Origin of the sequence: Enterobacter sp. 22499 (assembly GCF_052044815.1) — a bacterium.
GTDB lineage: Bacteria > Pseudomonadota > Gammaproteobacteria > Enterobacterales > Enterobacteriaceae > Enterobacter > Enterobacter bugandensis.
On record NZ_JBQENR010000007.1, the window covers coordinates 142,682 to 167,645 of the forward strand.

27 protein-coding genes are annotated in these 24,964 nt (G+C 53.9%); 8 read left to right on the top strand and 19 right to left on the bottom strand.

The genetic code is table 11. The features are described 5' to 3' along the window. Nucleotides 1-3: 3 nt before the first annotated feature. The 4 genes from trmH to gmk are packed head-to-tail and all read right to left on the bottom strand — an operon-like array spanning nucleotide 4 to nucleotide 3,785. Nucleotides 4-693, bottom strand: coding sequence for a tRNA (guanosine(18)-2'-O)-methyltransferase TrmH (gene trmH, locus ACTJI7_RS18680; RefSeq protein WP_028015010.1), 690 nt, complete (start codon nucleotides 691-693; stop codon nucleotides 4-6). A gap of 4 nt (nucleotides 694-697) precedes the next feature. After that, nucleotides 698-2,812, bottom strand: coding sequence for a bifunctional GTP diphosphokinase/guanosine-3',5'-bis pyrophosphate 3'-pyrophosphohydrolase (gene spoT / locus ACTJI7_RS18685; protein WP_045630233.1), 2,115 nt, complete (start codon nucleotides 2,810-2,812; stop codon nucleotides 698-700). A gap of 19 nt (nucleotides 2,813-2,831) precedes the next feature. After that, entirely contained in the window at nucleotides 2,832-3,107 is a 276-nt protein-coding gene (rpoZ, locus tag ACTJI7_RS18690; protein WP_000135058.1) for a DNA-directed RNA polymerase subunit omega, read from the bottom strand. A gap of 54 nt (nucleotides 3,108-3,161) precedes the next feature. After that, nucleotides 3,162-3,785 carry a guanylate kinase gene (gene gmk / locus ACTJI7_RS18695; protein WP_010426438.1) on the bottom strand — a complete coding sequence of 208 codons (624 nt, stop codon included), beginning with the start codon at nucleotides 3,783-3,785 and terminating at the stop codon, nucleotides 3,162-3,164. A 251-nt stretch (nucleotides 3,786-4,036) separates the two neighbouring features. Here gmk and ligB point away from each other — a divergent pair, with 251 nt between their 5' ends. After that, nucleotides 4,037-5,707: an NAD-dependent DNA ligase LigB gene (gene ligB, locus ACTJI7_RS18700; RefSeq protein WP_063155209.1), complete on the top strand. Its 1,671-nt coding sequence runs from the start codon at nucleotides 4,037-4,039 to the stop codon at nucleotides 5,705-5,707. A 2-nt stretch (nucleotides 5,708-5,709) separates the two neighbouring features. Here the strand turns inward: ligB and ACTJI7_RS18705 are convergent, their stop codons facing one another. Next, a complete protein-coding gene (locus ACTJI7_RS18705) occupies nucleotides 5,710-6,327 on the bottom strand; it encodes a trimeric intracellular cation channel family protein (RefSeq protein ID WP_023334014.1) in 618 nt (205 codons plus the stop codon). A gap of 206 nt (nucleotides 6,328-6,533) precedes the next feature. Then, nucleotides 6,534-7,397: a YicC/YloC family endoribonuclease gene (locus tag ACTJI7_RS18710; RefSeq protein WP_008502687.1), complete on the bottom strand. Its 864-nt coding sequence runs from the start codon at nucleotides 7,395-7,397 to the stop codon at nucleotides 6,534-6,536. A gap of 125 nt (nucleotides 7,398-7,522) precedes the next feature. On the opposite strand from ACTJI7_RS18710, the gene rph reads away from it, so the two are divergent. Both rph and pyrE read left to right on the top strand, forming a co-directional pair. Continuing rightward, nucleotides 7,523-8,239, top strand: a complete 717-nt coding sequence (gene rph / locus ACTJI7_RS18715) for a ribonuclease PH (protein ID WP_010426431.1) — start codon at nucleotides 7,523-7,525, stop codon at nucleotides 8,237-8,239. 68 nt (nucleotides 8,240-8,307) lie between these two features. Beyond that, a complete protein-coding gene (pyrE, locus tag ACTJI7_RS18720) occupies nucleotides 8,308-8,949 on the top strand; it encodes an orotate phosphoribosyltransferase (protein ID WP_041911672.1) in 642 nt (213 codons plus the stop codon). A gap of 41 nt (nucleotides 8,950-8,990) precedes the next feature. Here the strand turns inward: pyrE and slmA are convergent, their stop codons facing one another. The 3 genes from slmA to coaBC form a co-directional block, all read right to left on the bottom strand. Then, nucleotides 8,991-9,587 (bottom strand): nucleoid occlusion factor SlmA, encoded by a 597-nt coding sequence (slmA, locus tag ACTJI7_RS18725; RefSeq protein ID WP_028015015.1) that lies wholly within the window; start codon nucleotides 9,585-9,587, stop codon nucleotides 8,991-8,993. A 118-nt stretch (nucleotides 9,588-9,705) separates the two neighbouring features. Further along, a complete protein-coding gene (dut, locus tag ACTJI7_RS18730) occupies nucleotides 9,706-10,164 on the bottom strand; it encodes a dUTP diphosphatase (RefSeq protein ID WP_015570042.1) in 459 nt (152 codons plus the stop codon). Beyond that, complete coding sequence (gene coaBC, locus ACTJI7_RS18735; RefSeq protein WP_028015016.1) at nucleotides 10,142-11,353, bottom strand: bifunctional phosphopantothenoylcysteine decarboxylase/phosphopantothenate--cysteine ligase CoaBC; 1,212 nt, start codon at nucleotides 11,351-11,353, stop codon at nucleotides 10,142-10,144. The genes dut and coaBC overlap by 23 nt, the downstream gene beginning before the upstream one ends. A gap of 173 nt (nucleotides 11,354-11,526) precedes the next feature. Between coaBC and radC the strand changes: the two genes are divergently transcribed. The 4 genes from radC (at nucleotide 11,527) to mutM (ending at nucleotide 13,719) form a co-directional block, all read left to right on the top strand. Next, nucleotides 11,527-12,192 carry a RadC family protein gene (gene radC / locus ACTJI7_RS18740; protein WP_028015017.1) on the top strand — a complete coding sequence of 222 codons (666 nt, stop codon included), beginning with the start codon at nucleotides 11,527-11,529 and terminating at the stop codon, nucleotides 12,190-12,192. A 218-nt stretch (nucleotides 12,193-12,410) separates the two neighbouring features. Further along, a complete protein-coding gene (rpmB, locus tag ACTJI7_RS18745; RefSeq protein WP_002436699.1) occupies nucleotides 12,411-12,647 on the top strand; it encodes a 50S ribosomal protein L28 in 237 nt (78 codons plus the stop codon). Nucleotides 12,648-12,669: 22 nt separating this feature from the next. After that, a complete protein-coding gene (gene rpmG / locus ACTJI7_RS18750) occupies nucleotides 12,670-12,837 on the top strand; it encodes a 50S ribosomal protein L33 (protein ID WP_003024094.1) in 168 nt (55 codons plus the stop codon). 72 nt (nucleotides 12,838-12,909) lie between these two features. Next, entirely contained in the window at nucleotides 12,910-13,719 is an 810-nt protein-coding gene (gene mutM, locus ACTJI7_RS18755) for a bifunctional DNA-formamidopyrimidine glycosylase/DNA-(apurinic or apyrimidinic site) lyase (protein ID WP_028015018.1), read from the top strand. A 2-nt stretch (nucleotides 13,720-13,721) separates the two neighbouring features. Here the strand turns inward: mutM and coaD are convergent, their stop codons facing one another. From coaD to rfaQ, 7 genes are all read right to left on the bottom strand, one after another. Beyond that, nucleotides 13,722-14,201, bottom strand: coding sequence for a pantetheine-phosphate adenylyltransferase (gene coaD / locus ACTJI7_RS18760; protein WP_063155207.1), 480 nt, complete (start codon nucleotides 14,199-14,201; stop codon nucleotides 13,722-13,724). A 3-nt stretch (nucleotides 14,202-14,204) separates the two neighbouring features. Next, nucleotides 14,205-14,975, bottom strand: coding sequence for a glycosyltransferase family 2 protein (locus ACTJI7_RS18765; RefSeq protein WP_049137152.1), 771 nt, complete (start codon nucleotides 14,973-14,975; stop codon nucleotides 14,205-14,207). Next, a complete protein-coding gene (gene waaA / locus ACTJI7_RS18770; RefSeq protein ID WP_028015020.1) occupies nucleotides 14,975-16,249 on the bottom strand; it encodes a lipid IV(A) 3-deoxy-D-manno-octulosonic acid transferase in 1,275 nt (424 codons plus the stop codon). Before waaA ends, ACTJI7_RS18765 begins: the two co-directional genes overlap by 1 nt. Before the next feature lie 66 nt (nucleotides 16,250-16,315). Further along, on the bottom strand, nucleotides 16,316-17,305 hold the full coding sequence (locus ACTJI7_RS18775) for a glycosyltransferase (RefSeq protein ID WP_028015021.1): 990 nt from the start codon (nucleotides 17,303-17,305) through the stop codon (nucleotides 16,316-16,318). A gap of 11 nt (nucleotides 17,306-17,316) precedes the next feature. Continuing rightward, nucleotides 17,317-18,417 (bottom strand): glycosyltransferase, encoded by a 1,101-nt coding sequence (locus tag ACTJI7_RS18780; protein ID WP_440670566.1) that lies wholly within the window; start codon nucleotides 18,415-18,417, stop codon nucleotides 17,317-17,319. Between the two features lie 2 nt (nucleotides 18,418-18,419). After that, nucleotides 18,420-19,547 (bottom strand): glycosyltransferase family 4 protein, encoded by a 1,128-nt coding sequence (locus ACTJI7_RS18785; RefSeq protein ID WP_041911666.1) that lies wholly within the window; start codon nucleotides 19,545-19,547, stop codon nucleotides 18,420-18,422. Further along, entirely contained in the window at nucleotides 19,544-20,614 is a 1,071-nt protein-coding gene (gene rfaQ / locus ACTJI7_RS18790; RefSeq protein ID WP_045260064.1) for a putative lipopolysaccharide heptosyltransferase III, read from the bottom strand. The genes ACTJI7_RS18785 and rfaQ overlap by 4 nt, the downstream gene beginning before the upstream one ends. A 150-nt stretch (nucleotides 20,615-20,764) precedes the next feature. Here rfaQ and ACTJI7_RS18795 point away from each other — a divergent pair, with 150 nt between their 5' ends. Then, nucleotides 20,765-21,721 (top strand): polysaccharide deacetylase family protein, encoded by a 957-nt coding sequence (locus ACTJI7_RS18795; RefSeq protein ID WP_063155205.1) that lies wholly within the window; start codon nucleotides 20,765-20,767, stop codon nucleotides 21,719-21,721. 24 nt (nucleotides 21,722-21,745) lie between these two features. Here the strand turns inward: ACTJI7_RS18795 and ACTJI7_RS18800 are convergent, their stop codons facing one another. From ACTJI7_RS18800 to ACTJI7_RS18810, 3 genes are read right to left on the bottom strand one after another with little or no spacing between them, the layout of a single operon-like run. Beyond that, complete coding sequence (locus ACTJI7_RS18800) at nucleotides 21,746-22,960, bottom strand: O-antigen ligase family protein (protein ID WP_063155204.1); 1,215 nt, start codon at nucleotides 22,958-22,960, stop codon at nucleotides 21,746-21,748. After that, nucleotides 22,948-23,856, bottom strand: coding sequence for a glycosyltransferase family 2 protein (locus ACTJI7_RS18805; protein WP_063155203.1), 909 nt, complete (start codon nucleotides 23,854-23,856; stop codon nucleotides 22,948-22,950). The genes ACTJI7_RS18800 and ACTJI7_RS18805 overlap by 13 nt, the downstream gene beginning before the upstream one ends. Nucleotides 23,857-23,861: 5 nt before the next feature. Further along, the gene (locus ACTJI7_RS18810) at nucleotides 23,862-24,962 is read right to left on the bottom strand and encodes a glycosyltransferase family 9 protein (RefSeq protein WP_041911661.1); all 1,101 of its coding nucleotides are present in this window, start codon (nucleotides 24,960-24,962) and stop codon (nucleotides 23,862-23,864) included. Nucleotides 24,963-24,964: the final 2 nt, after the last annotated feature.

Below are 24,964 nucleotides of genomic sequence, written 5' to 3' on the forward strand. Positions count from 1 at the left end.
CGGTTACCCGGCGTACTGCATGGTGGCCCACCACTCGGCATCGGCTTCAATTTCGCCCTGCGCGTTGACGTGGGGGTAAGGCAATTTTTTCTGCTTCGCAACGCGTGCCAGCACCGGATAGCCACCTTCAAACAGCAGGCGCTGCTGTTCTTCTTCCGGCAGCATGCTGTTGCTGCGCTCGTACATCCCGGCGTTCTGACGCTGGCGCTGCGCTTCATACAGAATGAGCGCGGATGCCACGGAGACGTTAAGGGACTGGACCATGCCGATCATCGGAATGATGATGTCCCGATCCGCCAGATCCAGCGCTTCCTGGGAGATCCCGGTTTTCTCCTGACCCATCAAAATGCAGGTCGGGCGGGTATAGTCGATCTCGCGGAAATCCACGGCCTTATCGGACAGGTTTGTCGCCAGGATCTGCATCCCGCGTCCTTTCAGATGCGATACGGCATCGCCAATCGTCTGGTGAGATTTGACGGATACCCAGCTGTTACTGCCTGCCGCAGCAGAGACCATGGTTCGCATCCGGTGACCCGGCCAGACGGCGTGCACTTCATGCACGCCGACGGCATCTGCGGTACGGACGATGGCAGAGACGTTATGAGGTTTATGCACCTGCTCCATGCAGACCGTCAGGTCAGGCTGGCGTCTGGCGAGCATTTCGCAGATACGGGCATAACGTTGTGAATTCATAAACCTAGTTTCGGTTTCGGGTGACTTTAATCACGTCCGGCATGACGCGGATCTTGCGCATAATGTTCGCCAGATGCACGCGGTCGCGAGCGGTCAGACGAATAAAGGCGCTATAGACGCGGCCGTCTTTTTCTTCCGTATTCAGGCTCTGAATGTTGGACGAGGCCGTGTTGATGGCTGCCGTCAGGTTCGCCAGGGCACCCTGGTGGTTGAACATATCCACCTTAATTTCGGTGATAAATTCCTGCGCCGTCTCTTTATCCCACTCGACCGCCATAAACTTCTCGGCTTCTTTCTGGTAGCCGCGAATGTTACGACAGGATTCATGGTGGATAACCAGCCCTTTGCCCGGACTGACGTGCGCAATAATCGGGTCGCCAGGGATTGGACGGCAACATTTTGCGAAGGTGATCAGCACCCCGTCCGCGCCTTTGATCGGCAGATGAGCATGGCCGGATGCGCCTGGAGCAGATGGCGTCGCTTCGCCCTGCTGCAGGTTTTTCGCCACCACGACGCTCATCGCGTTACCCAGACCAATTTCCGCCAGCAGATCGTCCAGAGACGTGAGCTTCATACGGTCGAGTTCACGCTGAATATGCTCCGGTGGGATCTCAGCCAGCTTGCGGCTGCCGCCCAACGCGTGGTTGAGCAGGCGACGCCCCAGGCTGACGGAGTCATCGCGCTTGAGGTTTTTCAACAGCTGACGAATTTTGGCGCGCGCTTTGGAACTCACGACAAAGTTCAGCCAGGCCGCGTTCGGACGTGCGCCCGGCGCGGTAATAATTTCGACCGTCTGTCCGCTGGAGAGCGGCTGAGACAGCGGGTAAGGCTGTCTGTCGACGCGCGCGCCCACGCAGGCGTGCCCGATATCGGTATGCACGGCGTAGGCGAAGTCGACCGGCGTTGCGCCCGCAGGCAGTTCGACAATGCGGCCTTCTGGGGTGAAAACGTAAATCTCATCCGGGAAGAGATCGGATTTAACGCTCTCGATAAATTCGAACGAGCTACCCGCACTCTGCTGAAGCTCCAGCAGGCTCTGCATCCAGCGCTGGGCGCGGATTTGCGCGGTGGTGCTGCTTTCGCCACCGTGCTCTTTGTAAGCCCAGTGTGCGGCTACACCCATCTCTGCCATCTGGTCCATGTCTTCGGTGCGGATCTGCACTTCAACAGGCACGCCGTGCGGACCGATCATCGAGGTATGCAAAGATTGATAGCCGTTCGCTTTCGGAATGGCGATGTAATCTTTCATGCGCCCCGGGCGCGGTTTATAGAGGCTGTGCATCTGCCCCAGCACGCGGTAGCAGGTGTCAGAGTCGTGGACGATTACGCGGAACGCGTAGATATCCATGATCGAGTGAAAACGCTGCTCTTTGAGCACCATTTTGCAGTAGATGGAGTAAAGATGTTTTTCGCGACCGCTGACGCGGCACGGGATTCCCGCTTCCTGCAAACGCCCTTCAATTTCAGAGAGGATCTTTTGAATCATCTCTTTACGGTTACCGCGTGCGGCTTTCACCACCTCTTTAATCACGCGATAGCGGTTCGGGTACAACGCTTCAAAGCCCAGCTCTTCCAGCTCGGTTTTGATGTGGTGGATACCTAAACGGTGCGCCAGCGGGCTGTAAATTTCAAGGGTTTCACGGGCAATGCGGCGGCGTTTGTCCGGGCGAAGTGAGCCCAGCGTGCGCATGTTGTGGGTACGGTCAGCGAGTTTGATGAGAATGACGCGGATATCCTGCACCATCGCCATAATCATCTTGCGGAAGTTTTCGGCTTGAGCCTCTTTCTTGTCGCGGAATTTCAGCTTATCAAGCTTAGAGACCCCTTCCACCAGCTCGGCAACGCTTTTGCCAAACAGCTGTTCCATATCCTGGTAGGTGGCAGGGGTATCTTCGATCACGTCGTGCAGCAGGGCAGCCATCAGCGTTTCGTAGTCGAGTTTCATCTCGGCCAGAATACAGGCTACCGCAACCGGGTGCGTGATGTAGGGTTCACCGCTTGAACGTGTCTGGCCCTCGTGAGCGTCACGTGCAACGAGATACGCCTGCTGAAGACGCTTAATCTGGTCTTCAGGCAGGTAGATTTGAATCAGTTGATTCAGGCTTTCAAACAGATACAAGGGCGACCCGCAGGTTTAATTAACGACGACCTTCAGCAATGGCGGTTACGGCCTGCAGTTCTGCGGCTTCCTGCTCTTGCTGCTCCTGGCGCTCACGCACGTCGAGGATCTGGTTGTTGATCAGACCTTCTTCGATTTCGCGAAGTGCAATAACGGTGGTTTTATCGTTTTCTTCCGGTACCAGCGGATCTTTACCGCCCACCTGCATCTGACGAGCGCGACGCGCGGCGACCAGCACCAGGTCAAAACGGTTACCAATTTTCTCTACAGCGTCCTGAACAGTTACGCGTGCCATACTTAAAATGCTCCACAGGTGAAGAAATGACTGGGCATGATACTGAAAGTGGGTTCAGTCTGCCAACAGTTTGGTGATTAATGCGTCATGTCGCTGCTTCTGGCGGCTCATACGCAGTCGTTCTGCGCGAAGAATGGTTTTGAGATCGCTCAGCGCGGCATCAAAATCATCATTCACAATAAGGTAATCATATTCCGCGTAATGGCTCATTTCTGCAACTGCCTGTTCCATACGCTTTGCGATGACTTCTTCACTGTCCTGACCGCGGCCACGCAGGCGGCGATCCAGCTCATCCTTCGACGGCGGTAAAATAAAGATACTGCGCGAATCAGGCATTTTCTTGCGAATTTGCTGTGCGCCCTGCCAGTCGATGTCGAGGAACACATTCACGCCCGTCGCCAGAACCTGCTCAATGGTTTCACGCGAGGTGCCGTAGTAGTTACCGAACACTTCTGCGTGTTCAAGAAACGCATCTCTGCCGATCATCGCTCTGAACTCGTCGTGATCCACAAAGAAATAGTGTTCACCGTGCACTTCACCCGGACGCGGCGCTCGCGTGGTGTGAGAAACAGAAACCTGTGTGTCGTACAACGGTTGGGTTTTTAACAGTGCCTGAATAAGGCTGGATTTACCCGCGCCGCTAGGGGCAGAAACAATATAAAGCGTGCCTTGAGCCATGAGAGTCTTTTGTATGTGTTAACGAAGAAGTCCTACATACGGGCTTATTATACACGTCGCCGCTGTGTGACGTAGCCTTTGTCACACTTTTTCCCCTGGATTATTGAATTTTGCGTACCGTTTTCAGGTTTTATCTGCGGTTTGCAGCAATAAAAATTAACGCTGGATAGCGCCTCGCAACGTGAAAGGTTGCTATTAGCGTCGTTTCTCACGTCAGGTTATACCTCCTGCATTGCAAAGGAGAGATAGCGATGTGGCGGTGGATAAGCGGGTTAATGCTGTTGTGGTGTGGTTACGGGGCGGCGGTGTGCCCGGTGTGGTCACAGGCAAAAGCCGAAAAAGAGATTGCGTCATTAAGTGCACAAATCAAACGCTGGGATGAGGCTTACTGGAAGCTGGGGGTGAGCGAGGTCAGTGACGAAGTGTATGACCAGCTCAACGGCCGTTTAACCCAGTGGCAGCGCTGTTTCGGCAACGATTTTGCTGAGAGCGCCCTACCTGCGCTGGAGGGAAACGTAAAACATCCTGTTGCCCATACGGGGGTACGTAAAGCAGCCAGCAAAGAAGCGCTGGGTCACTGGATGCACGGCCGGAAAAATCTCTGGATGCAGCCAAAAGTCGATGGCGTGGCGGTGACGCTGGTGTATCGCAACGGAAAGCTAGCGCGGGCCATCAGCCGTGGTAATGGGCTAAAAGGCGAGGACTGGACGGCCCGCGTGCGTTTGATCCCGTCCGTGCCCAAGGAGGTATCCGGCGCGCTTGCAAACAGCGTCTTACAGGGGGAGCTTTTCTGGCTACGCGAAAACCACGTCCAGCGGCAGATGGGCGGAATGAATGCTCGCGCAAAAGTGGCGGGCGCGATGATGCGACAAAAGGACAACGCGCTTCTGAGCCAGACAGGAATATTTATCTGGGCCTGGCCGGATGGACCGAAGGGAATGGAAAACAGGCTTTCTGAGCTGTCCAGCGCAGGCTTTTCCCTGACGGCGCGCTATACGTTGCCCGTACAAGCGGTTGATGCTGTTGAAAAACAGCGTTTGGCCTGGCAAAACACGGCATTGCCCTTTGCCACGGATGGCATAGTGGTTCGGTCTGCGGAGTCACCTACAGGGGAAAGTTGGCTGCCCGGCGAAGGCAACTGGATTATCGCGTGGAAATATTCGCCTGCGGCACAGGTCGCAGAGGTCAGGAATATTCTTTTTTCCGTGGGGCGCACGGGCAAAATTTCTGTCGTGGCGGCACTTGAGCCTGCGCAGTTGGACGATAAACGGGTGCAGCGAGTGAGTCTCGGTTCGGTTGGGCGTTGGCAGAGGCTGGATATTGCCCCGGGCGATCAGATCCAGGTCAGCCTGGCAGGGCAGGGTATCCCCCGGTTTGATAAGGTGGTCTGGCGAGGGGCGGACAGACAAAAACCAGAGCCTCCGGCCTCGCGTTATCACTCCCTGAGTTGCTTTTATGCCTCGCCGGAGTGTATGGAACAGTTCTTTGCCCGGCTGACGTGGCTCAGTTCAAAGCAGGTATTCAACATTGAAGGATTAGGTGAGTCAGGCTGGCGGACACTCTGGCAGGCGCATCATTTTGAACATCTCTTTTCGTGGCTGCTATTAACGCAGGAGCAGCTGCAGTCGACGCCGGGATTCTCTGCCGCACGCGGGCTGGCGCTCTGGCATCGCTTTAATCAGGTGCATGAGCAGCCTTTTATCCGCTGGATTATGGCGCTGGGTGTTCCGCTGCCACAGGCCTCGCTGAAGGCGTTGGAAGATGTGTCGTGGCAGAAGATGAGCGAACGCAGTGAAAAGGCCTGGCAGGCCTTGCCGGGTACGGGAGCGGAGAAGGCGCGGCAAATCGTTGCCTGGCTGCACGCGCCAGAGATCGATGTGCTGGTCAGGTGGCTTGCTCAGCAGCACATCAATGGGTTCTGAGATCAGTGGGCGCTGTGCTTATAGTGAAACACGGGCAATCCGAGTTTCAGACGCAGCGCCAGCATGCGGGCCGTAAAGCCAAACAGCAGCGTGGAGATGACCACCACGTCGTGGTTTGAAACGTAATGCTGCAGGGCAATGTAGAGCACCGCTGCGGCGAAGGAGATGCCGGCATACAGCTCTTTTTGGAAGACCAGAGGAATGCGTTTGCAGAACATATCGCGCAGCACGCCGCCGAATACGCCCGTGACCACGGCAGCAATGGTGGCGATAACCGGGCCTTCCCCCATATCGAGCGCGATTTGTGCACCGATGATAGAAAAGACGATCAGCCCCAGCGCGTCAAGCACCAGGAACAGGCGGCGAAGGTGCGGCATAACGGGTGCCACGATGGTGGTTAATACGGCAGCCGTTGCGACGATAATCACATACTCAGGATGTTTCACCCAGCCGAGCGGGTAATGGCCAAGCAGGATATCGCGCACGGAACCGCCGCCCAGCGCGGTTGCAGTGGCAATAATGATCACACCGAAGGTGTCCATCCGGCGACGCCCGGCGGCGAGAGCGCCAGTCATGGCTTCGGCGGTGATACCAATAAGATAAAGAATGTGAAGCAGCATATACCCTCCGGTGTGAACGCGGAAAGGTTAGCGATTTGTGCGCAAGATCACGATTGAGATTTTCTAAGGCGATTGGGTTTCACCTATAAAATTTAATCAATACATGTTGAATACCTTTGATTTTTGGCTGCTGAATTTGAAAAGAGGCGGGAATTCGGATTAGAAATAATAATGGATGGCGTCAGCCGACGCCACCCAAAAAGCGATTACTCAATATTCTGGATCTGCTCGCGCATCTGCTCAATCAGAACCTTGAGTTCAATCGCTGAGTTGGTCACTTCAGCGTTGATAGACTTAGACGCCAAAGTGTTCGACTCGCGGTTGAACTCCTGCATCATAAAGTCCAGGCGGCGGCCTACAGCTTCCTTCTTCTTCAGGATGTTGTAGGTCTCTTTAACGTGCGCTTCCAGACGGTCCAGCTCTTCAGCAACATCGATACGCTGCGCCATCAGCACCAGCTCTTGTTCCAGACGGGTGTTTTCCAGCTGAACTTCCGCTTCTTCCAGCTTGGCGACCAGACGCTCGCGTTGCCATTGCAGCACTTCCGGCATGTGGGTGCGGACTTTGGCTACTTCAGCGCTGACGCCTTCAAGGCGCTGCTCAATCATCGCTTTCAGTGCCTGGCCTTCGGTTTCGCGGGCAACGATAAAGTCATCCAGCGTGCCGTCGAGGGCTGCCAGAATTTCAGCGGCAATCGCGTCCAGATCCTGCTCACCGGCGGCCATGACGCCAGGCCAGCGCAGAATATCAACCGGGTTGATTTCGCCTTCATCGCTCTGCATTTTGACCCAGTTCGCCGCATTCACGAGCTGTTTCGCCAGTTTTTCGTTGAGGATCAGCTCGCCCTGTGCGCTGGCATCGGGCTCAAAGCGCAGGTTGCATTCCACTTTCCCGCGGGTCAGACGCGTACGGATACGCTCGCGCACCACAGGTTCAAGGCTGCGGAACTGTTCCGGCATACGGAAATATGTTTCCAGATAGCGCTGGTTTACCGAACGCATTTCCCAGGTAGCGCTACCCCAGCTACCCTTGATTTCACGCCGGGCGTAGGCGGTCATACTGCGGATCATAGACATTCCCGTTTTTAAAGGAGAGATGGGGGGATTATAGCTTTCGGGGGCTTCTCAGGATAGGAATAAGCGTCCTTTATCCGTATAATGCGCAGCCACATTCGTTTCAAGCCGGAGAATCCATCATGCGTCCATCAGGTCGTAGCGCCAATCAGGTGCGTCCCGTCACCCTGACCCGTAACTATACAAAACACGCTGAAGGCTCCGTGCTGGTTGAGTTTGGTGACACCAAAGTGCTTTGCACCGCGTCCATCGAAGAGGGCGTTCCGCGCTTTCTGAAAGGTCAGGGCCAGGGCTGGATCACCGCCGAGTACGGCATGCTGCCGCGCGCGACCCATACCCGTAACGCCCGTGAAGCGGCAAAGGGTAAGCAGGGTGGACGTACCATGGAAATCCAGCGCCTGATCGCACGTGCGCTGCGCGCCGCCGTTGATCTGAAAATCCTCGGTGAATTCACTATTACCCTGGACTGCGACGTGATTCAGGCAGATGGCGGCACGCGTACCGCGTCCATTACCGGTGCCTGTGTGGCGCTGGCCGATGCCCTGAACAAGCTGGTTGCAGCCGGTAAGCTGAAAACCAACCCTATGAAAGGGATGGTCGCGGCGGTTTCCGTGGGGATCGTTAACGGTGAAGCGCTTTGCGATCTGGAATATGTTGAAGATTCTGCCGCCGAGACCGACATGAACGTGGTGATGACCGAAGATGGTCGCATCATTGAGGTGCAGGGGACGGCGGAAGGTGAGCCGTTCACCCATGAAGAACTTCTCTCCCTGCTGGCGTTGGCCCGAGGGGGAATCGAATCCATTGTAACGACGCAAAAAGCGGCGTTAGAAAATTGATTTTAAAGGCGACCAATGAGTCGCCTTTTTTTTGCCTGTAAGACAGAAAAAACCAAAGGAGCGAATCCATGAAATCGTATCAGCGCCAGTTTATTGAGTTTGCGATTAATAAACAGGTACTTAAGTTTGGCGAATTTACGCTGAAATCCGGGCGTAAGAGCCCGTATTTCTTCAACGCCGGGCTGTTTAATACCGGGCGCGATCTGGCACTGTTAGGCCGCTTCTATGCCGAAGCGCTGGTGGATTCCGGGATTGATTTCGACCTGCTGTTTGGCCCTGCGTACAAGGGCATTCCGATTGCAACTACCACGGCGGTGGCGCTGGCGGAGCACCATGACCGTGATGTGCCGTACTGCTTTAACCGCAAAGAGGCCAAAACCCACGGTGAAGGCGGTAATCTTGTGGGCAGCGCGCTGCAGGGCCGCGTGATGCTGGTCGACGACGTGATTACCGCAGGCACCGCGATCCGTGAATCTATGGAGATTATCCAGGCCAACGGTGCGACGCTGGCTGGCGTGCTGATTTCTCTTGATCGTCAGGAGCGTGGTCGCGGCGATATCTCTGCTATCCAGGAAGTAGAGCGTGATTACAGCTGCAAAGTGACCTCTATCATCACCCTGAAAGACCTGATTGCGTATCTGGAAGAGAAGCCAGAGATGGCGGATCACCTGGCGGCGGTGCGGGCGTATCGCGAAGAGTTTGGCGTGTAATTAAAATGCCCGGCGGCGCTACGCTTACCGGGCCTGCGGTGCTACTGCAGCTGCGCTGCCACTAACGGCCAGCGGGCGTCAAAATCGTCCGTTGGTCGGTATTTGAATTCGCTGCGCACAAAGCGGGAGAGCATGCCTTCACAAAACGCCAGAATCTGGCTTGCCAGCAATGTCTCATCCGTATTGTATCCTTCGCCTTCACGCATTTTCTTCTCGCGCAGCACCTGGCGCAGCTGCGCTTCAATACGCTCAAAAAGCTGATTGATGCGGCCCTGCAGCCTGTCCTGCTCAAACATCAGCGCGTGGCCGGTCAGGATACGGGTTAAACCCGGATTGCGCTCCCCAAAGCCCAGAATTAACAGCACAATCAGACGAAGACGCGCGGTGGTATCTTTTTCATCTTTCAGAATCAGGTTAATGCGCGTGATCAGACTGTCTTCAATAAACTCGATCAGGCTGTCGAACATTTTTGTTTTGCTGGGGAAATGACGATACAGCGCCGCCTCAGACACGCCCACAGAGGCGGCCAGTTTGGCGGTGGTGATGCGTTGACTGCCATCGCTGGATTCAAGCATCAGAGCCAGAGATTGAAGTATTTCTTCGCGACGATTCCTTTTCGCGGTTTGTTTTTCTGCCATGTTACAAAATACCCCTGAAAATAAGCACTTGCCAGGCTGGCATCCACACAGCGACCGCAAACTGACGTTTGCGGTTTGTTATTGCGTTATGGCGCTGCGAGATACGTGTGTCGGGCGGTTATTTGCGCCCGGAATGGCCGAAGCCGCCTTCGCCACGGTCGGTGGCATCAAAATCTGCCACCAGGTTAAATTCTGCCTGTACCACCGGTACAAAAACCATCTGCGCGATACGCTCGCCCGGTTCAATGGTGAAGCTGTCCTGACCACGGTTCCAGACGGACACCATCAGCTGACCCTGGTAGTCGGAGTCGATCAGGCCGACCAGGTTACCCAGCACTACGCCGTGCTTATGGCCCAGACCCGAGCGCGGCAGGATCACTGCCGCCAGAGACGGGTCTGCAATGTGGATCGCCAGGCCAGTCGGGATCAGGGTAGTGGCACCGGGAGCCAGTTCTACGGCGTCATCGAGACAGGCGCGCAGGTCAAGTCCGGCAGAGCCGGAGGTGGCATAGGTTGGCAGCGGGAATTGCTCGCCAACACGCGGGTCCAGAATCTTAACGTCGATTTTTTTCATCATAACGGGTAACGATCTCGTCCAGTAATTGTTGGCCCAGGAGTTCCTTGCGCTCAAGCGGTAAGATTTTATCTCCATCCTGCCAGAAAAGGTGCAGTGCGTTGCTGTCGCTATTAAATCCTTGCGTGGCCAGCGATACGTCGTTCGCGCAAATTAAATCGAGGTTTTTGCGGGTACGTTTTTGCCGGGCATATTCTTCCACATTATTCGTTTCTGCGGCAAATCCAACAACGTAAGGACGATGGCTTTTTAATGCGGCGACACCGGCAACAATGTCCGGGTTTTTCACCATTTTCAGTGTTAATTCATCGCCTTGCTTTTTGATTTTAGACTCGGCGATGGTCTCGGCGCGATAGTCTGCCACGGCCGCACAGCCGATAAAAATCTGCTGGCGTTGCGCATGAGCCTGCACGGCGGCTTCCATCTCCAGCGCAGTGGTAACATTAATACGCTGTACAAAAGGTGGCGTAGGTAACGAGACCGGGCCGCTGACCAGCGTGACGTTAGCACCGCGTTTTGCCGCTGCGGCAGCAATTGCAAAGCCCATTTTGCCGGAGCTGTGGTTGGTGATGTAACGCACCGGGTCCAGCGGCTCGCGCGTCGGGCCCGCGGTAATCATGATGTTGAGATGTTGCAGGTCGTTGACAGGTGAAAAATGGGCGGCGGCCATATCCACAATCGTCAACGGGTCGAGCATACGCCCCGGGCCAACGTCGCCGCAGGCCTGGCTGCCGCTGTCCGGGCCCCAGACAAGCAGGCCGCGCGAAGCCAGCGTCTCCAGATTATGCTGGGTGGCGGCATTGCGGTACATCTGCTGGTTCATGGCGGGCACAACGGCGACGGGCGCAGGCGTCGCGAGGCAAATGGTCGAAACCAGATCGTTCGCCATACCGGCCGCCACGCGGGCAATTAAATCTGCCGTGGCAGGGGCAAGAATCACCAGATCGGCCCATTTCCCGAGCTCAATATGCCCCATCGCGGCTTCGGCGGCCGGATCGAGCAGGCTGTCAGATACCGGGTATCCTGAAACCGCCTGCAGGCTCAGAGGGGTGATAAAGGCTTTACCGCCTTCGGTTATCGCGACCCGCACGTCCGCCCCGCGCTCGCGCAGACGACGCACCAGCTCCGGCGCTTTATAAGCAGCAATGCCGCCGCTCACGCCAAGAACGATTTTTTTACCGGCCAGGCTCATCATGATTCTTTCCTGTTGGGTTTCACCAGAGAGCGGGCATTTTACCACAATCCCAAATAGGGGGTGATGAAGTCCTTTATGCACTTTGCGAGGCGCTACGCAAGAACGAAACCTCAGCGTCGAGCCCCGGATTTGCCTGTGGCAGCATAATGGCAAACAGAAGGAGGCCGGGCATGGAAGAGACTGAACTGCTGCTACCGCGCGAAAAAATGCTGCGTCATGGCGTCGCGTTATTAAAAGACGAGGAGCTGCTGGCGCTCTTTTTACGTACAGGTACGAAGGGAAAAACGGTATTTACGCTGGCGAAAAATCTGATAGACCATTTTGGTTCACTACATGGTTTGCTGACAGCCGAACTGGAGGCGTTTACGCACGTAGAAGGCATTGGCGTCGCGAAGTATGCCCAGTTACGGGGTATTGCTGAACTTGCCCGGCGATTTTATAACGTACAGATGGAGGAGCAAGATCCGATCCTTACCCCTGACATGACCCGCGAATTTTTGCAAAGCCAGCTATCTGGTCTGGAGCGGGAGATCTTTATGGTGATCTTTCTCGACAACAGGAACCGGGTACTGAAGCACAGCCGCCTGTTTTCGGGTACACTGAGCCACGTTGAGGTACATCCGCGTGAAATTGTGCGTGAAGCGATAAAAGTGAATGCAGCGGGGGTGATCCTCGCGCATAATCACCCCTCTGGCTGTGCAGAACCGAGCAGAGCTGACAAAGAAATCACCGAACGCATTATCAAATGCTGTCAATTCATGGACATTCGTGTTCTGGACCATCTGATAATTGGCCGCGGCGAGTACATTTCTTTTGCAGAACATGGCTGGATTTAGGCTATTTCTCGCGATCCATCGGGATCTTTGTCTGTTCGGGACTTGAGCACACCGCCGAGTCAGCGTATACTACGCCACCTTTGAGAATCTCGGGTTTGGCATTTGGGCCTGGCAATCGAGAGTTCACTTAGAACTACGCGATGACCGGGCTGTAAAGCCTGACGAGGCGCCGATACCCCATACGAAGCTCGAGCTAATTTGATTTTTGGAGAATAGACATGTCCCGAGTCTGCCAAGTTACTGGCAAGCGTCCGGTGACCGGTAACAACCGTTCCCACGCACTGAACGCGACTAAACGCCGTTTCCTGCCGAACCTGCACTCTCACCGTTTCTGGGTTGAGAGCGAGAAGCGTTTTGTCACCCTGCGTGTATCTGCTAAAGGTATGCGTGTAATCGATAAGAAAGGCATCGATACAGTTCTGTCTGAACTGCGTGCCCGTGGCGAAAAGTACTAAGTACTTAAAGAGGAAATAAATCATGGCTAAAGGTATTCGCGAGAAAATCAAGCTGGTTTCTTCTGCTGGTACAGGTCACTTCTACACCACCACGAAGAACAAACGTACTAAGCCGGAAAAACTGGAACTGAAAAAATTCGACCCAGTTGTACGCCAGCACGTACTGTACAAAGAAGCTAAAATCAAATAATTTTAGCCTCCTTGTATTGAAAAACCCCGCAACTGCGGGGTTTTTTGCATTCTGCATCTCAACGGAGGAACCATGCCTGAATTACCTGAGGTAGAGACCAGCCGTCGCGGCATTGAGCCCCATCTGGTCGGCGCGACTATTCTTCATGCCGTCGTTCGCAATGGACGACTGCGCTGGCCGGTGTCCGATGAGATCCACGCGTTAAGCGACAAACCCGTCCTTAGCGTGCAGCGCCGCGCGAAATACCTGCTGCTGGAGCTGCCTGACGGCTGGATCATTATCCATCTTGGGATGTCCGGGAGCCTGCGCATCCTGACCGAAGAATTGCCTGCGGAAAAACACGATCACGTCGACCTGGTAATGAGCAACGGCAAAGTGCTCCGCTACACCGATCCGCGGCGCTTTGGCGCGTGGCTGTGGACGAAGGAGCTGGAAGGACACAACGTGCTGGCGCATTTGGGCCCTGAGCCGCTTTCAGACGCGTTTAATGCGGACTACCTGAAAGAGAAGTGCGCGAAGAAAAAGACCCCGATCAAGCCCTGGCTGATGGATAACAAGCTGGTGGTCGGCGTGGGGAATATTTACGCCAGCGAATCGCTGTTCGCGGCCGGGATCCATCCCGATCGGCTGGCCTCGTCGCTGTCCGCGCAGGAGTGTGAGCTGCTGGTTCGGGTCATTAAAGCAGTGCTGCTGCGCTCGATTGAGCAAGGCGGGACCACCCTGAAGGATTTTCTGCAAAGCGACGGTAAACCAGGCTATTTTGCCCAGGAGCTGCAGGTGTATGGCCGTAAGGGCGAGCCATGCAGGGCATGCGGGACGCCGATTATTGCCACGAAGCACGCCCAGCGCGCCACGTTCTACTGCCGCCAGTGTCAGAAATAGAACTACTTTAGCTTTTCCATCAGTGCCAGGTGGACGTTATCCGGCAGGAAATGGGTAACGTCCCCGTGATGGCGCGCCACCTCTTTTACCAGCGTGGACGAGATAAACGACCACTCTTTTGACGGCATCAGGAATACGCTTTCCAGCTCCGGCATCAGGTGGCGGTTCATGTGCGCCAGCTGCATCTCATACTCGAAGTCTGCCACCGCGCGCAGGCCACGAATCAGAATATTGGCCTGCTGGGTGCGGGCGAAGTTCGCCATCAGATCGCTGAACCCGACAACTTCAACATTCGGCAGGTGCGAAATGGCGTCGGTGGCAAGTTGCACGCGCTCGTTGAGATCAAACATCGGCTTTTTGCTGGGGCTGGCGGCAATCGCCAGGATCACCTTGTCGAACATGCACGCTGCACGGGTAATGATGTCAAGATGACCGTTAGTGATCGGATCGAAGGTACCCGGATAAATCGCTTTTGTGCTCATGGCTCACGTTTTCTCTGAGTAGCCGCGGCAGAGCGCCCACAGCTCGGTGTATTTGTTGAAAGTATACTGGGCATTCACTACCGCCAGTAACCAGCCCTGCTTACCATCCAGCACGCCGCCGCGCAGCAGCAGCGTTTTCAGAAACGCGCCCAGCGTGTGGGTGAAGATTCCTGTCAGCGAGGCCTTCTTGCCGCGCTGGTGGCGTTCCTGCGCCCATGCGGTGGCATAGTTGAGCTGCTTTTGCTGGAAGCTGGCGAAATCACGGCAGGTCAGATGCAGCAAATCACCCGTCAGGGGGATGACCTGGGCGCCGTCGCAGGCCAGTGACTCATGGACAAGATTGTCGTTGTACTGAAAGCGCCCGCGCTCGTAGAGGCGCATTACGCGATCCGGATACCAGCCGCTGTGGCGCATGAAGCGGCCAAGGAAGTAGTTGCGACGCGCGATGCTGTATACGGCGCCAGGCTGGGGTGAGGAAAGCACCGCCTGAATGGCCTGCTGGAGTTCCGGGGTGACGCGCTCGTCGGTGTCGATCATCAGCACATAATCGCCCGTGGCCTGACCCTGCGCGCGCTGGCGCTGAATGCCGTAGCCCTGCCAGTCGGTATCGGTAAAGACTTTTGCACCCGCGGTCCGGGCGATGTCCACCGTGTTGTCCGTGCTTCCGGAGTCGAGGATAACAATTTCGTCAGCCCAGGCGACGGAGGCCAGGCAGTCCGGAAGCAGGTCGGCGGCGTTTTTGGCGATCATGACGACCGACAGACGCGTAGACATTAGTGGCTCCGCTGAGGCAGATAAGGTTGCAGAAGCTGCAGCAGACGGGTGAGTGCGCCCTGGTTCTGGTGCAGCACTTCGACGGCGTGGCGACCGTACCACAGGCGGTAATCTTCATCCGTCAGAAGGGTCGATACTTCTTTGACGACCGAGTCCGCATCGGTCACGGTAATTAAACCATCGGCCTGCTGCAATTTAGCGCAGATATCTTTGAAGTTAAACGTGTGTGGACCCATCAACACAGGAATGGCGTGGGCTGCCGGCTCGAGCGGGTTATGGCCTCCGCGCTCCACCAGGCTGCCGCCAACAAAGGCGAGGTCAGCAATGCCGTAGAGCAGCATCAGTTCGCCCATCGTATCGCCAATCACCACCTGGGTACTGCCGGAAGGGATCTCTCCGCTGCTGCGCAGGGTGAAGCTGAAGCCGCCTTTCTGCACCATTTCGCGGGCATCTTTAAAACGTTCGGGGTGACGAGGCACCAGAATCAGCAGTAGGTCCGGGAAGGTTTCCAGCAGCTTACGGTGCGCCTGCAGGATGATCGCCTCTTCGCCCTCATGAGTACTGGTCGCTATCCAGACCTGGCGACGCGGAGCCCACTGGCGGCGCAGCGTGATGGCGCGGGCGGCCAGTTCAGGGGTAACGGAAATATCGAATTTCAGGCTGCCGGTCACGGCAAGCTGGTTGCGCTTCAGGCCCAGGGAGATAAAGCGCGCCGCGTCTTCTTCGTTCTGCGCGGCAATCAGCGTGATTTTGCTTAGCAGGCGGCGCATAAATTTGCCCAGCTTGCCGTAGCCTTTCGCCGAGCGCTCTGAAAGGCGCGCGTTGGCAATCACCAGCGGAATTTTACGGGCATGCAGAGCGGAAATCATGTTCGGCCACAGCTCGGTTTCCATCACGATCACCAGCTTCGGGCGAACGGTATTCAGGAAACGATTCATAGCGCAGGGCAGATCGTAAGGGAGGTAGACGTGATGAACGTCTTTGCCAAACGCGGATAACGCGCGCTCTGAGCCGGTTGGCGTCATGGTGGTGACGGTAATCGGCAGAGACGGGTAGCGGTGGCGCAGAGCGCGAACCAGCGGGATCGCCGCCAGCGTTTCACCGACAGAAACGGAATGCAGCAAAATACCGTCCGGGGCGACTTTATTGCGGCAAAAGCCATAGCGTTCAGCCCAGCGTTTACGATACGCAGGCGCTTTACGGCTACGAAGCAACAGTCTCAGCCACACCAGTGGCTGAATGATATAGAGCAGGGCGGTATACAACAATTCCAAGCGATTATCCGTCTTTTTAGTTTCGGCGGGCAAATTCTAAGCATTTAAGCCAGGTAAAGCTATCTCTTATGCCAGATACCGTTTTAAACGGAAGTAGCGTCGGCCCAGGCGCCAGCGCAAACGCGGGCTTTTGGCACTTTTCCAGATAAGCTTCCAGATCCCGGTGTCGAAGAACTCTTTGATAATCATTGTTTTCTTTGTCTCATCCTTCATGTTGTCGAAGGTATGAATGATCCCCAGCCCCTCTTTGGCGATTTGCCAGTGGCAGGCGGGGATATTTTTCACTTTATCCGGGTAACGCTGGTTAATGGCATCAAGCATCTGCAGGATTTTCATGTAGTGGCGCGCGGAGCGGATCAGCGTGTCGTCATTATCCGGCGTATGCGATACCGAGGCAGAGTGAATGTAGTAGTCATAAAAGCGTTCACTGGTGTACTGAACGCGCTCTGCGGCAAGCAGCACCTCGGTGGTCCACGGGATATCCTGATGGCGCAGCCCGGGTTCGAAATGGAAACTGTGTTTACGAATAAAATCGTGGCGATAGATATTAAGCCAGGTCACGTGCAGGAACTTACGTGAATCCAGCGCCATCTTTAACCATGCCGGGCCCGTCATAACGCCCGTTGAGGCGAGTTTATCCTCGGGGAAGATAGGTCGAGACGGTTTCTTATCATTTTCCCAGACGTAGTTGCCGTTGCAGGTGGCGACATCCAGATCCTGCGTGACGGCCATATCCAGCAGACGCTGGTACATGCCAGGTTTGAAGACGTCATCAATATCCGGGAAAGAGAGATACTGACCGGTTGCAACGGCCAGGCCGGTATTTCGCGCAATGGAAACGCCCTGGTTTTGCTGTTCAATCACCTGCATCTGCGGCAGTTTTTCACGCCAGCTTTCGACGATCTGCATCGAGCGGTCAGTTGAGCCATCATTGACAATAATGACTTCCATGCTGTCGATGCGTTGATTCACAAGGCAGGTAAAGAACTGATCCAGAAAAGCTTCGCCGTTATAAACGGCAACCACCACGCTTAACAATGGCGCTGAATTTTGCATAAGAAACCTGATTATTTTTGATTGTCGACCAAAGCAATGTACTGCTGGCAAATGGCATTGATACCGAACGACGCAATCGTTGCATCGCCAACGACCGGCGGGGCGGTATAAATATCTACCAGGGTTTTTGCCAGTGACGCGTCATTTAGCTCTGCCAGCCCGCGCGCTAAGGCGCCGGTGAGGATTTCTGCGGGGCCACCCGGACAATTGGTACTGACCGGTGGCGTCTGGCAGATAATGGATTCCACCAGCACATTACCAAAACCTTCGCAGTCAGAACTTAACACTAAGAGGCGTGCCCCTTTAATCCAGGGGTAGGGATTGGAGTCGAAGGGACGGAAAACCGTCTTGTCTTCAATACCCAGGCCGCGGGCAAGCTGTTTGAGCTTTTGAATTTTGGCTTCGGAACCATTGCCCATCATGACAAGCGTAGTGTCGAGCTGGCTCTGTGCGAACGCGCGTAAAAGACGGTCGTGGCGTTTGTGTTCATGGAAGCGGCCGACATGGATGATGTAATCCTTCCCTTGCATCTCGAAGGGGGCATCCGCCAGACGCTGAATTTCAGGGATATCAAAAGGATTGTGGATAACCGCTTTACGCCGGAGTTTCAGAGACAGGGTCTCGGAAAGGTCTTTCAGCACGGCGCCTGAGACGGCGACAACGTTTCGGTTTTCGTAGGTATGACGAATTTTAAGATGCTTAAACCAGCGCGAAAGCCCGCTGCGATGGCGAAGATAGGAGAAAGAGAACATGCCATGCACGCAGAACCAGACTTTTTCACGCTCCAGCGCGCGGCAGTGCGCCACAATGCGGTCAGTTTTGTGCAGATGAGAGAACACAACGTCAAATTTTCCGCTGCGCTCAGCCCGCTCAATTGCCTGATCCAGCAGGCGGGCTCGGCGTGGGATCTCCGTCAACTTGCGCCACGGTTTTTTGCAGGTATCCTGAACCACCTGATAATCAATGCCTTCCGGGATGGCGTAATCACACACTTTCCGCAGAGAGAAAAGGGAGACCTGATGCCCCATTTCCGTTAATCCGCTGGAAAGTGTAAGAACTGTTTTTTCAGCTCCCCCACCGGGTAAACCATCAATAATCATTAGGATGCGCATTTTTAATCCAGTAATTTTTGATAAAGCGAAATAAGCTGACTTGACAGTTTTTCGGGGGTGGCGTCTTTTACCCGTTCACGTGCCGCTTGCCCCATCGTGTTATTTTTTCCCAGAGAAGGAGTGGCTGCAATTGCCTCCTTCAATGTGTTGATATCCAGGGCGTCACAATAAAATCCGTTCTGGCCTTGCTGAATAAATTCAGCGCCTCCGCAACTCTCTGAAGTAATGACGGGCAAGCCGCAGGCCATCGCTTCAAGAATGACGTTTGGAAAGGGATCATACAGCGTTGGCAACAGTAAACCATCGGATAGCTGATAAAAAGGCAGCGTTTCTTTCTGCATCCCCAGGAAACGGATTTGCCCTTCGCAGCCCAATGAACGGGCGAGGTCACGATAACGATGTTCTGCTTTATCCTGTCCAACCACAATCAGCCAGGCTGAAGTTCCTGCGATAGCGCGTATGGCGCTGGCCAATCCTTTTCGTTCAAATCCCGATCCTACAAAACAGAACACCACGGCATCGGCTGGCAAACCAAATTGCTGACGCAGCGCGGCACGCTGTGCTTCCTGGGCCGGAACGAAGCGGCTGGAATCAATTGAATTATAAATCACATGGATCTTTTTTGCGTCAATATCAAAGTCTTCGACGATTTCGCGTTTGATCATCTCCGCATTACAGATAACCGCTTTCAGCTCTGGCGCCTGGTACATTTCACGCTCGGCGTGCATCACGTAGCGGTGATAGCGGTCGACCATCAGCATTTTCGCGCGCCAGGCGGGCAGGATGCGCGCACGCTGTAGCAGCCAGCGGCGATGAACGCCATCGCCAGCGCGGTAGATATCACAGCCCGGAATCCGCTCGTGGCTTTGCACAATATCAAACTGCTGTTGCTGCCACAGCGCGCGGGCAGCATGGGCAAACCCGCGTTCGCGGCTAATTCGGCCCCATTTGCGCGGGTCGCAAATATGGATATGCCAGTCGTCCTGTCTCTCGCCCTGCCATTCACGCGTAATGACGTTGAGTTCAAGATTCTGATTGCTCAGTGCGGTGAGCGCACGTGAAACGAAGCGCTCTGCTCCGCCATCAGGGCGATACTTTTGGCGAACAATCGCCAGACGATGGTGTTTCATGACAAATATCTCCTTGCAGCGGAGACGACAGCATCAACAGGAATGGCGTCGAGATAGCGTTCTTTCGTTTTGGTATCAATAGCGTCGGGATCGGGAAGGGGACCGTAGTCGCCAGCCCAGATGACTTCACCGTTGACTTGCCATGGAGACCAAAACGTCAGTTTGGAAGGGCCAAACAGCGCCACGCAGGGCGTCTGCAGCGCGGCGGCCATATGCATCGGAACGGAGTCAACGCCAATAAAAAGACACGCGTGGTCGATGAGTGAGGCCAGCTGGCGCAACGTTAGCTGTCCCGCCAGCGAGACGACCCCCGTTTTCGGTGAGGCGGCGAGTATGCGATCTATCATCGCCAGCTCTTTTTTATCCGGCCCGGCCGTGAGTACAACGGTATGCCCATCCTGCTGCAGCGCGGTGATGGTTTGCGCCATTTTGCTTTCATCCCAGCATTTGAAGAACCAGCGTGATGTCGGCTGAATGACGATGTAGTTATCGCCCACTCCTTTTTGCACCAGCTGCTGGTGGGCGTGGTGCCAGTCTTCTGCGCTGTAGGCCATGGTAACAGCTGGCTCAGGTGCGACCTGTAATGGTGACAGAATGGAGAGATTTTGTTCGACAGTGTGCAGGGATTTGTGATTTGCAACAGAGACTAAATCGCTATGACAGAAACGCCAGAATGGATTGTTGCGTTTGTTAAAGGCGAATCCGAGGCGAACCGGCGCACCAGTGAAACGGGTAACGATAGCGCTACGCCACTGATCGGCAAGATTTATCACCAGATGATAATGTTGCTTTCGTAACGCGCAGAGTAACTGCCACTCCTTTTGAAGGTGCTTTAGCGTGCCCAGCTGCTTCCATTTACGATCGATTCCATAAATAGTGCCAATCGTCGGATGCGCGGCGAGCATATCGCGCGTTTCTTCATACAACAGCACGTCAATTTGCGCTTGTGGCCATTTTTGACGTAATGAATCAATGACGGGGGTGGTCAATAACATATCGCCATGATGGCGGAGTTTGATCAGTAGAATGCGCAAATCAGGCGTGTCAGGTAAGTTATTCATCATCATCTTATCGGCGTTGTACTGTTGGCAATTCTAATAGACCTGGTAGCGACTTGCACTCTTTCTCCATAATCTCAGGAATTTCCCAGGAAGGGTTTACTCAGGCTTTGGAGAGTGCGTAACATAGCGCTAACTTCCCTGTCATGCGGACTCATTATGAAAAAACCAGCGTTTATCATCACGATTGATACTGAGGGCGATAATCTCTGGGAGAATCACCGCGTCATTAAAACGGAAAATGCGCGCTATCTGGCCCGGTTCCAGGCCCTTTGTGAGCGTTTTGGTTTTAAGCCCGTATGGCTGACAAACTATGAGATGGCAATCGAGCCCGTTTTCATTGAATTCGCCAGGGACGCGATCGCTCGTGGTCAGGGGGAGGTGGGTATGCACCTTCATGCATGGAATAGCCCACCTGAGCACGATCTCACGGGAGATGACTGGCGCTGGCAACCGTATCTGATTGAATTTTCAGACGAGGTGATGCGTGAGAAAGTGCTGTTCATGACCCGTCTGCTGGAAGAGACATTCCAGACCAAAATGCTGAGCCACCGCGCCGGGCGTTGGGCATTTGATAGCCGCTATGCAAAATTGCTCGTTGAACTGGGCTACCAGGTTGATTGCTCCGTGACGCCACGCGTGAACTGGCGCAATGCGAAAGGTGCTCCGCAGGGCTGTGGTGGAACGGATTATCAGCATTTCCCCGACCACGCCTATTTTATGGATTTAGATACTATTTCCCGGGCGGGAAATAGCCCCTTACTCGAAGTGCCGATGAGCATTCAGTATAAACATCCGGCCTGGTTGAATACGATCAAACAGGGATACGATCGGCTTCGCGGTAAATATCGCTCGCCTTCCGTGAACTGGCTACGACCGACCGGTGGCAATGCGTCGCAGATGATTCAGGTCGCGCAGCAATGCCTGTCGCGGGGAAATGACTATGTGGAGTTTATGCTTCATTCGTCAGAATTTATGCCCGGCGGAAGCCCCACGTTTAAAGATGAGGCGGCGATCGAAGGGTTGTATCAGGATTTAGAAGCGCTTTTTAGCTGGCTATCCGATAAGACGGTGGGGATGACGCTGGCGGAGTTTTATCAATACAAGAAAAAATAATGCCCGGCTGGCGGGCATTATCTCTTATTGATGTTGTCTGGTTTGCGAGAAGGGAGTACTCAATGCAAACAGAGTAACAAAGAATATTAGGGCTTCTGAGCTCAATAAAATGACGTCCGTCAGGCCATAGAGTAATAAAAGAAGCATCGTTGTCAGCAGCAGGCCATTTCGGTTTTTAAGCGCGTAAGCGATCATCGAAACGAAGAAAAAGAGTAATATCGCCAGACCCGGAAGCCCCTGCAGAGAGTATTTTTCGATAAATTCATTGTGCAGATGTATCCTGATATACTCGAGTGCGGATACGAGGTGCGGGTGCCCCTCTTGAACATAATGCTGTGACCATACCTCGCGATCTTCGATTGACTGTCCCAGTGGGTGGGCCAGACCGTTCTGAAGACCCACTATCCACATGGAAAAACGCGCCCCGAGTGACGTGGCGTCAATGCCTTGTTGGTAGATTGCAAATTCCCTCTGCGTTTGATCTATCTTTGGCGAGATCAAAGGCTTGTAGCTAACGATAATAATGCCCGCCACAACACATAAGAAAATCAGCATTGATTTAAGGTGAATTCTTCTGAAATGGTAAAGGGTCAGCACAATCGCCATAAGCAAATACAGCCCCATGGCAGCACGCGTCCCTGTCAAAAGAATAACGAACCAGGAAATTAATACGGTGAGACCCGCTACAACATACAATTTTCTGTTTTTCTTAAGATAAAGACTGTATATGAGCGCCAGCGACAGTACAGAGTATACATAGGCTGACACGGTCGCACGATTTATGGCCATCTCGATACGCCCCATTCCCTGGCAGGCCTGCCATAAGCCATAGACCGTGGCAAGGATGAGTCCCGCGCCAGAGGCGTATAAGAAGTATTTCTGAAATGATTCTTTATCAATATACGATTTGAACCGATCAAGATAAAAAACGAGAATGCTCGCTAATATCAGTTTCTTACTGGCACCCAGATAATCGCTGTAAGCGTTTAAACCTTCGCTATGGTATTCGTACACCATATACCAGACAAGATTGAGTAGCCCAATCAGCAATATGGGGAGCGCGATTGAAAAGGGGCGCAGGGTGATTTTTTTATATTCGCAAGCTAAGCCGATAATGCTGGCATAAACCGCAATATAGAAAAATTCGCGTTGTTTACCTGAGCTCAGCAGCACCAATGCAAACGAAATGAGGCTCAAAATCAGCGTCAGCTGATAGAGCCGCAGTTTTACTTTTTCCATAATGCCTCAATGACCCTTTTTTTGTAGCTGAAACGTACATCTCTGGAGAAGAAAAAAGAGAAAGAATAAAGTGCGTTTACCCGCGCCTTAACCTGTTTGAGTTGCTGGTCGGTCAAATGTTTTCGATGGTTACTGTAAATATCAAACCAGTGGCAATTAACCAGATGCCTGAATGATTGCGGTAAGGTGTTTTCCATCTGTAAGGTGCATTCAACCAGCGTAGCGATTTTGCTGGCGTCAAGACGGCTCGACAAGCTGTCGCTGCGTTTGATGTAATAGTAGTGTCCCTGGCGCTGATAGAATATTTTGTGCGATTGCATCAGCATGCCGGGAAATACCGCGAAATCTTCATAGCAGACCATAGACGGGATCGGGTTGCTTGCATACAGCTTACGGTGGATGAATTGCCCGATGAGATGCGCCTGAAAATCTTTGTGCTGCAGGAAACGCTTTATTGCATCATGTTGCGATAATGAGACGGGCGTGAATCCCTGCCAGGCGGAGGTGATTTTCCGCATATCGCGAATTTCCAGCAGGCGCGTCAGCAACATATCAGGACGCTCTGCTTTCAGGAAGGCGACGGCATCCCGGATGCTACCCGGCTTTAACAGATCGTCGCTATCAAGCATCGTGATGTAATCGCCTGACGCCAGCGAGACTGCGCTGTTTCGAACATGCCCTACGTTACGGTACTCAACGTATTGGCATTGCGCATGCGGAAGCTTTGGCAACCACGCCTCAATAATATCCTGTGTGGAATCGTTGGAACTGTCATTAATGATAATAACTTCTACATCATCGCCTGCATTCTCAATCGCGTTTTGCAGACTTTCCAGCGTGGCGTGAAGCGTGTTTTCGGCATTATGTGCGGCAATAATGATGCTGAGAAAAGCCATAGTAATTAGTTCCCCTGAGCATCAAAGGCAGATTTTGCTGTTGGTAGCCCGCAAATGAAATGTTTGAGTTCGTCCAGCGATTCATCTGTTACCGCGAAGAGTTCTTCCCGGCCTTGCGGGAAATAATAACGAGTTTCAAAAACATACGAGCAAATATTATCATCGTTGCCAATCAGCAACACGTTGCCAAGCGGGCGCTGCTCGTAGTGACAGCACGGACCGAACAGTAAGACGACCGGCACGCCAACCGCATCGGCGATGTAGACATTCCCCGAGTCGGAGGCGATATAACAATCCATTTTAGAAATTGCCCACGGAAGCTCTTCAAGCGAGATCTTGCCAATCAGATTAATAAAGTTGGGCAGTTCACCGTAAGCGCGGGTGATGTCATCCATCCAGGACTGTTCATTTGGGGCGCCAAAGACATAAAACTCGCAGGGCAGGTCGGCGAGACGATCGGCAATTTGCTTCCAGATGACAGGCGGAACGGTTTTGGCTTTATTCCCGGCGGCGATACTGATGCCAATGCGGACCGCGCCGGGTTTATCAAGGATCGCCGGATAAGTCGCGGGTTTAAACAGTGGCTTTGTGGCGTGCTTTGGAGAGTCTTGCCAGGTCAGAGCGCGGTCGGCCAGCTTAAGATAGTCAGTGACTGTTAACGTTTTTCTACCGTGGTCAACCGTACCATCGGCCGTTGAATAGAAAATCCCGTGATACCACCTGCGCGTGTAAGTGCTTAAGAATTGCTTGTTTTTGGCGTTACAAACGGAGGCGAAAAAAAGATTCACGCTGTTAGGCTGCAGAAGGTAGACGTTGTCATAGCGGTTCATGATCCTGCAGGCGAAACAGAGCTTACGCCACAGGTTACGCTTATGCTGCTCAATAAAATAAATCTCTTCGACCGTCTCGTCGTGCTTCGCCAGCGCACCCACGCTGCGGCTGATGAGCACGTCGCTTTTTTGTAGCCAGGCCAGAAGAGGCGTTGCATTAACAAAATCACCGATTTTGGCTGTCTGAATGACCAGGTTTTTCCCTGTCTCTTTGCGCAACAGCTTGCGGATAAGCTTCACCGGAAAGAGTAAAATCAGCAGAAATACGTAACTCATGG

What these genes read in the sequence shown, in the direction of transcription:
- trmH (WP_028015010.1), bottom strand. Translation starts at nt 693, where the DNA reads ATGAATTCACAACGTTATGCCCGTATCTGCGAAATGCTCGCCAGACGC.
- rpoZ (WP_000135058.1), bottom strand. Translation starts at nt 3,107, where the DNA reads ATGGCACGCGTAACTGTTCAGGACGCTGTAGAGAAAATTGGTAACCGT.
- gmk (WP_010426438.1), bottom strand. Translation starts at nt 3,785, where the DNA reads ATGGCTCAAGGCACGCTTTATATTGTTTCTGCCCCTAGCGGCGCGGGT.
- ligB (WP_063155209.1), top strand. Translation starts at nt 4,037, where the DNA reads ATGTGGCGGTGGATAAGCGGGTTAATGCTGTTGTGGTGTGGTTACGGG.
- ACTJI7_RS18705 (WP_023334014.1), bottom strand. Translation starts at nt 6,327, where the DNA reads ATGCTGCTTCACATTCTTTATCTTATTGGTATCACCGCCGAAGCCATG.
- ACTJI7_RS18710 (WP_008502687.1), bottom strand. Translation starts at nt 7,397, where the DNA reads ATGATCCGCAGTATGACCGCCTACGCCCGGCGTGAAATCAAGGGTAGC.
- rph (WP_010426431.1), top strand. Translation starts at nt 7,523, where the DNA reads ATGCGTCCATCAGGTCGTAGCGCCAATCAGGTGCGTCCCGTCACCCTG.
- pyrE (WP_041911672.1), top strand. Translation starts at nt 8,308, where the DNA reads ATGAAATCGTATCAGCGCCAGTTTATTGAGTTTGCGATTAATAAACAG.
- slmA (WP_028015015.1), bottom strand. Translation starts at nt 9,587, where the DNA reads ATGGCAGAAAAACAAACCGCGAAAAGGAATCGTCGCGAAGAAATACTT.
- dut (WP_015570042.1), bottom strand. Translation starts at nt 10,164, where the DNA reads ATGATGAAAAAAATCGACGTTAAGATTCTGGACCCGCGTGTTGGCGAG.
- coaBC (WP_028015016.1), bottom strand. Translation starts at nt 11,353, where the DNA reads ATGAGCCTGGCCGGTAAAAAAATCGTTCTTGGCGTGAGCGGCGGCATT.
- radC (WP_028015017.1), top strand. Translation starts at nt 11,527, where the DNA reads ATGGAAGAGACTGAACTGCTGCTACCGCGCGAAAAAATGCTGCGTCAT.
- rpmB (WP_002436699.1), top strand. Translation starts at nt 12,411, where the DNA reads ATGTCCCGAGTCTGCCAAGTTACTGGCAAGCGTCCGGTGACCGGTAAC.
- rpmG (WP_003024094.1), top strand. Translation starts at nt 12,670, where the DNA reads ATGGCTAAAGGTATTCGCGAGAAAATCAAGCTGGTTTCTTCTGCTGGT.
- mutM (WP_028015018.1), top strand. Translation starts at nt 12,910, where the DNA reads ATGCCTGAATTACCTGAGGTAGAGACCAGCCGTCGCGGCATTGAGCCC.
- coaD (WP_063155207.1), bottom strand. Translation starts at nt 14,201, where the DNA reads ATGAGCACAAAAGCGATTTATCCGGGTACCTTCGATCCGATCACTAAC.
- ACTJI7_RS18765 (WP_049137152.1), bottom strand. Translation starts at nt 14,975, where the DNA reads ATGTCTACGCGTCTGTCGGTCGTCATGATCGCCAAAAACGCCGCCGAC.
- ACTJI7_RS18775 (WP_028015021.1), bottom strand. Translation starts at nt 17,305, where the DNA reads ATGCAAAATTCAGCGCCATTGTTAAGCGTGGTGGTTGCCGTTTATAAC.
- ACTJI7_RS18780 (WP_440670566.1), bottom strand. Translation starts at nt 18,417, where the DNA reads ATGCGCATCCTAATGATTATTGATGGTTTACCCGGTGGGGGAGCTGAA.
- ACTJI7_RS18785 (WP_041911666.1), bottom strand. Translation starts at nt 19,547, where the DNA reads ATGAAACACCATCGTCTGGCGATTGTTCGCCAAAAGTATCGCCCTGAT.
- rfaQ (WP_045260064.1), bottom strand. Translation starts at nt 20,614, where the DNA reads ATGATGATGAATAACTTACCTGACACGCCTGATTTGCGCATTCTACTG.
- ACTJI7_RS18795 (WP_063155205.1), top strand. Translation starts at nt 20,765, where the DNA reads ATGAAAAAACCAGCGTTTATCATCACGATTGATACTGAGGGCGATAAT.
- ACTJI7_RS18800 (WP_063155204.1), bottom strand. Translation starts at nt 22,960, where the DNA reads ATGGAAAAAGTAAAACTGCGGCTCTATCAGCTGACGCTGATTTTGAGC.
- ACTJI7_RS18805 (WP_063155203.1), bottom strand. Translation starts at nt 23,856, where the DNA reads ATGGCTTTTCTCAGCATCATTATTGCCGCACATAATGCCGAAAACACG.
- ACTJI7_RS18810 (WP_041911661.1), bottom strand. Translation starts at nt 24,962, where the DNA reads ATGAGTTACGTATTTCTGCTGATTTTACTCTTTCCGGTGAAGCTTATC.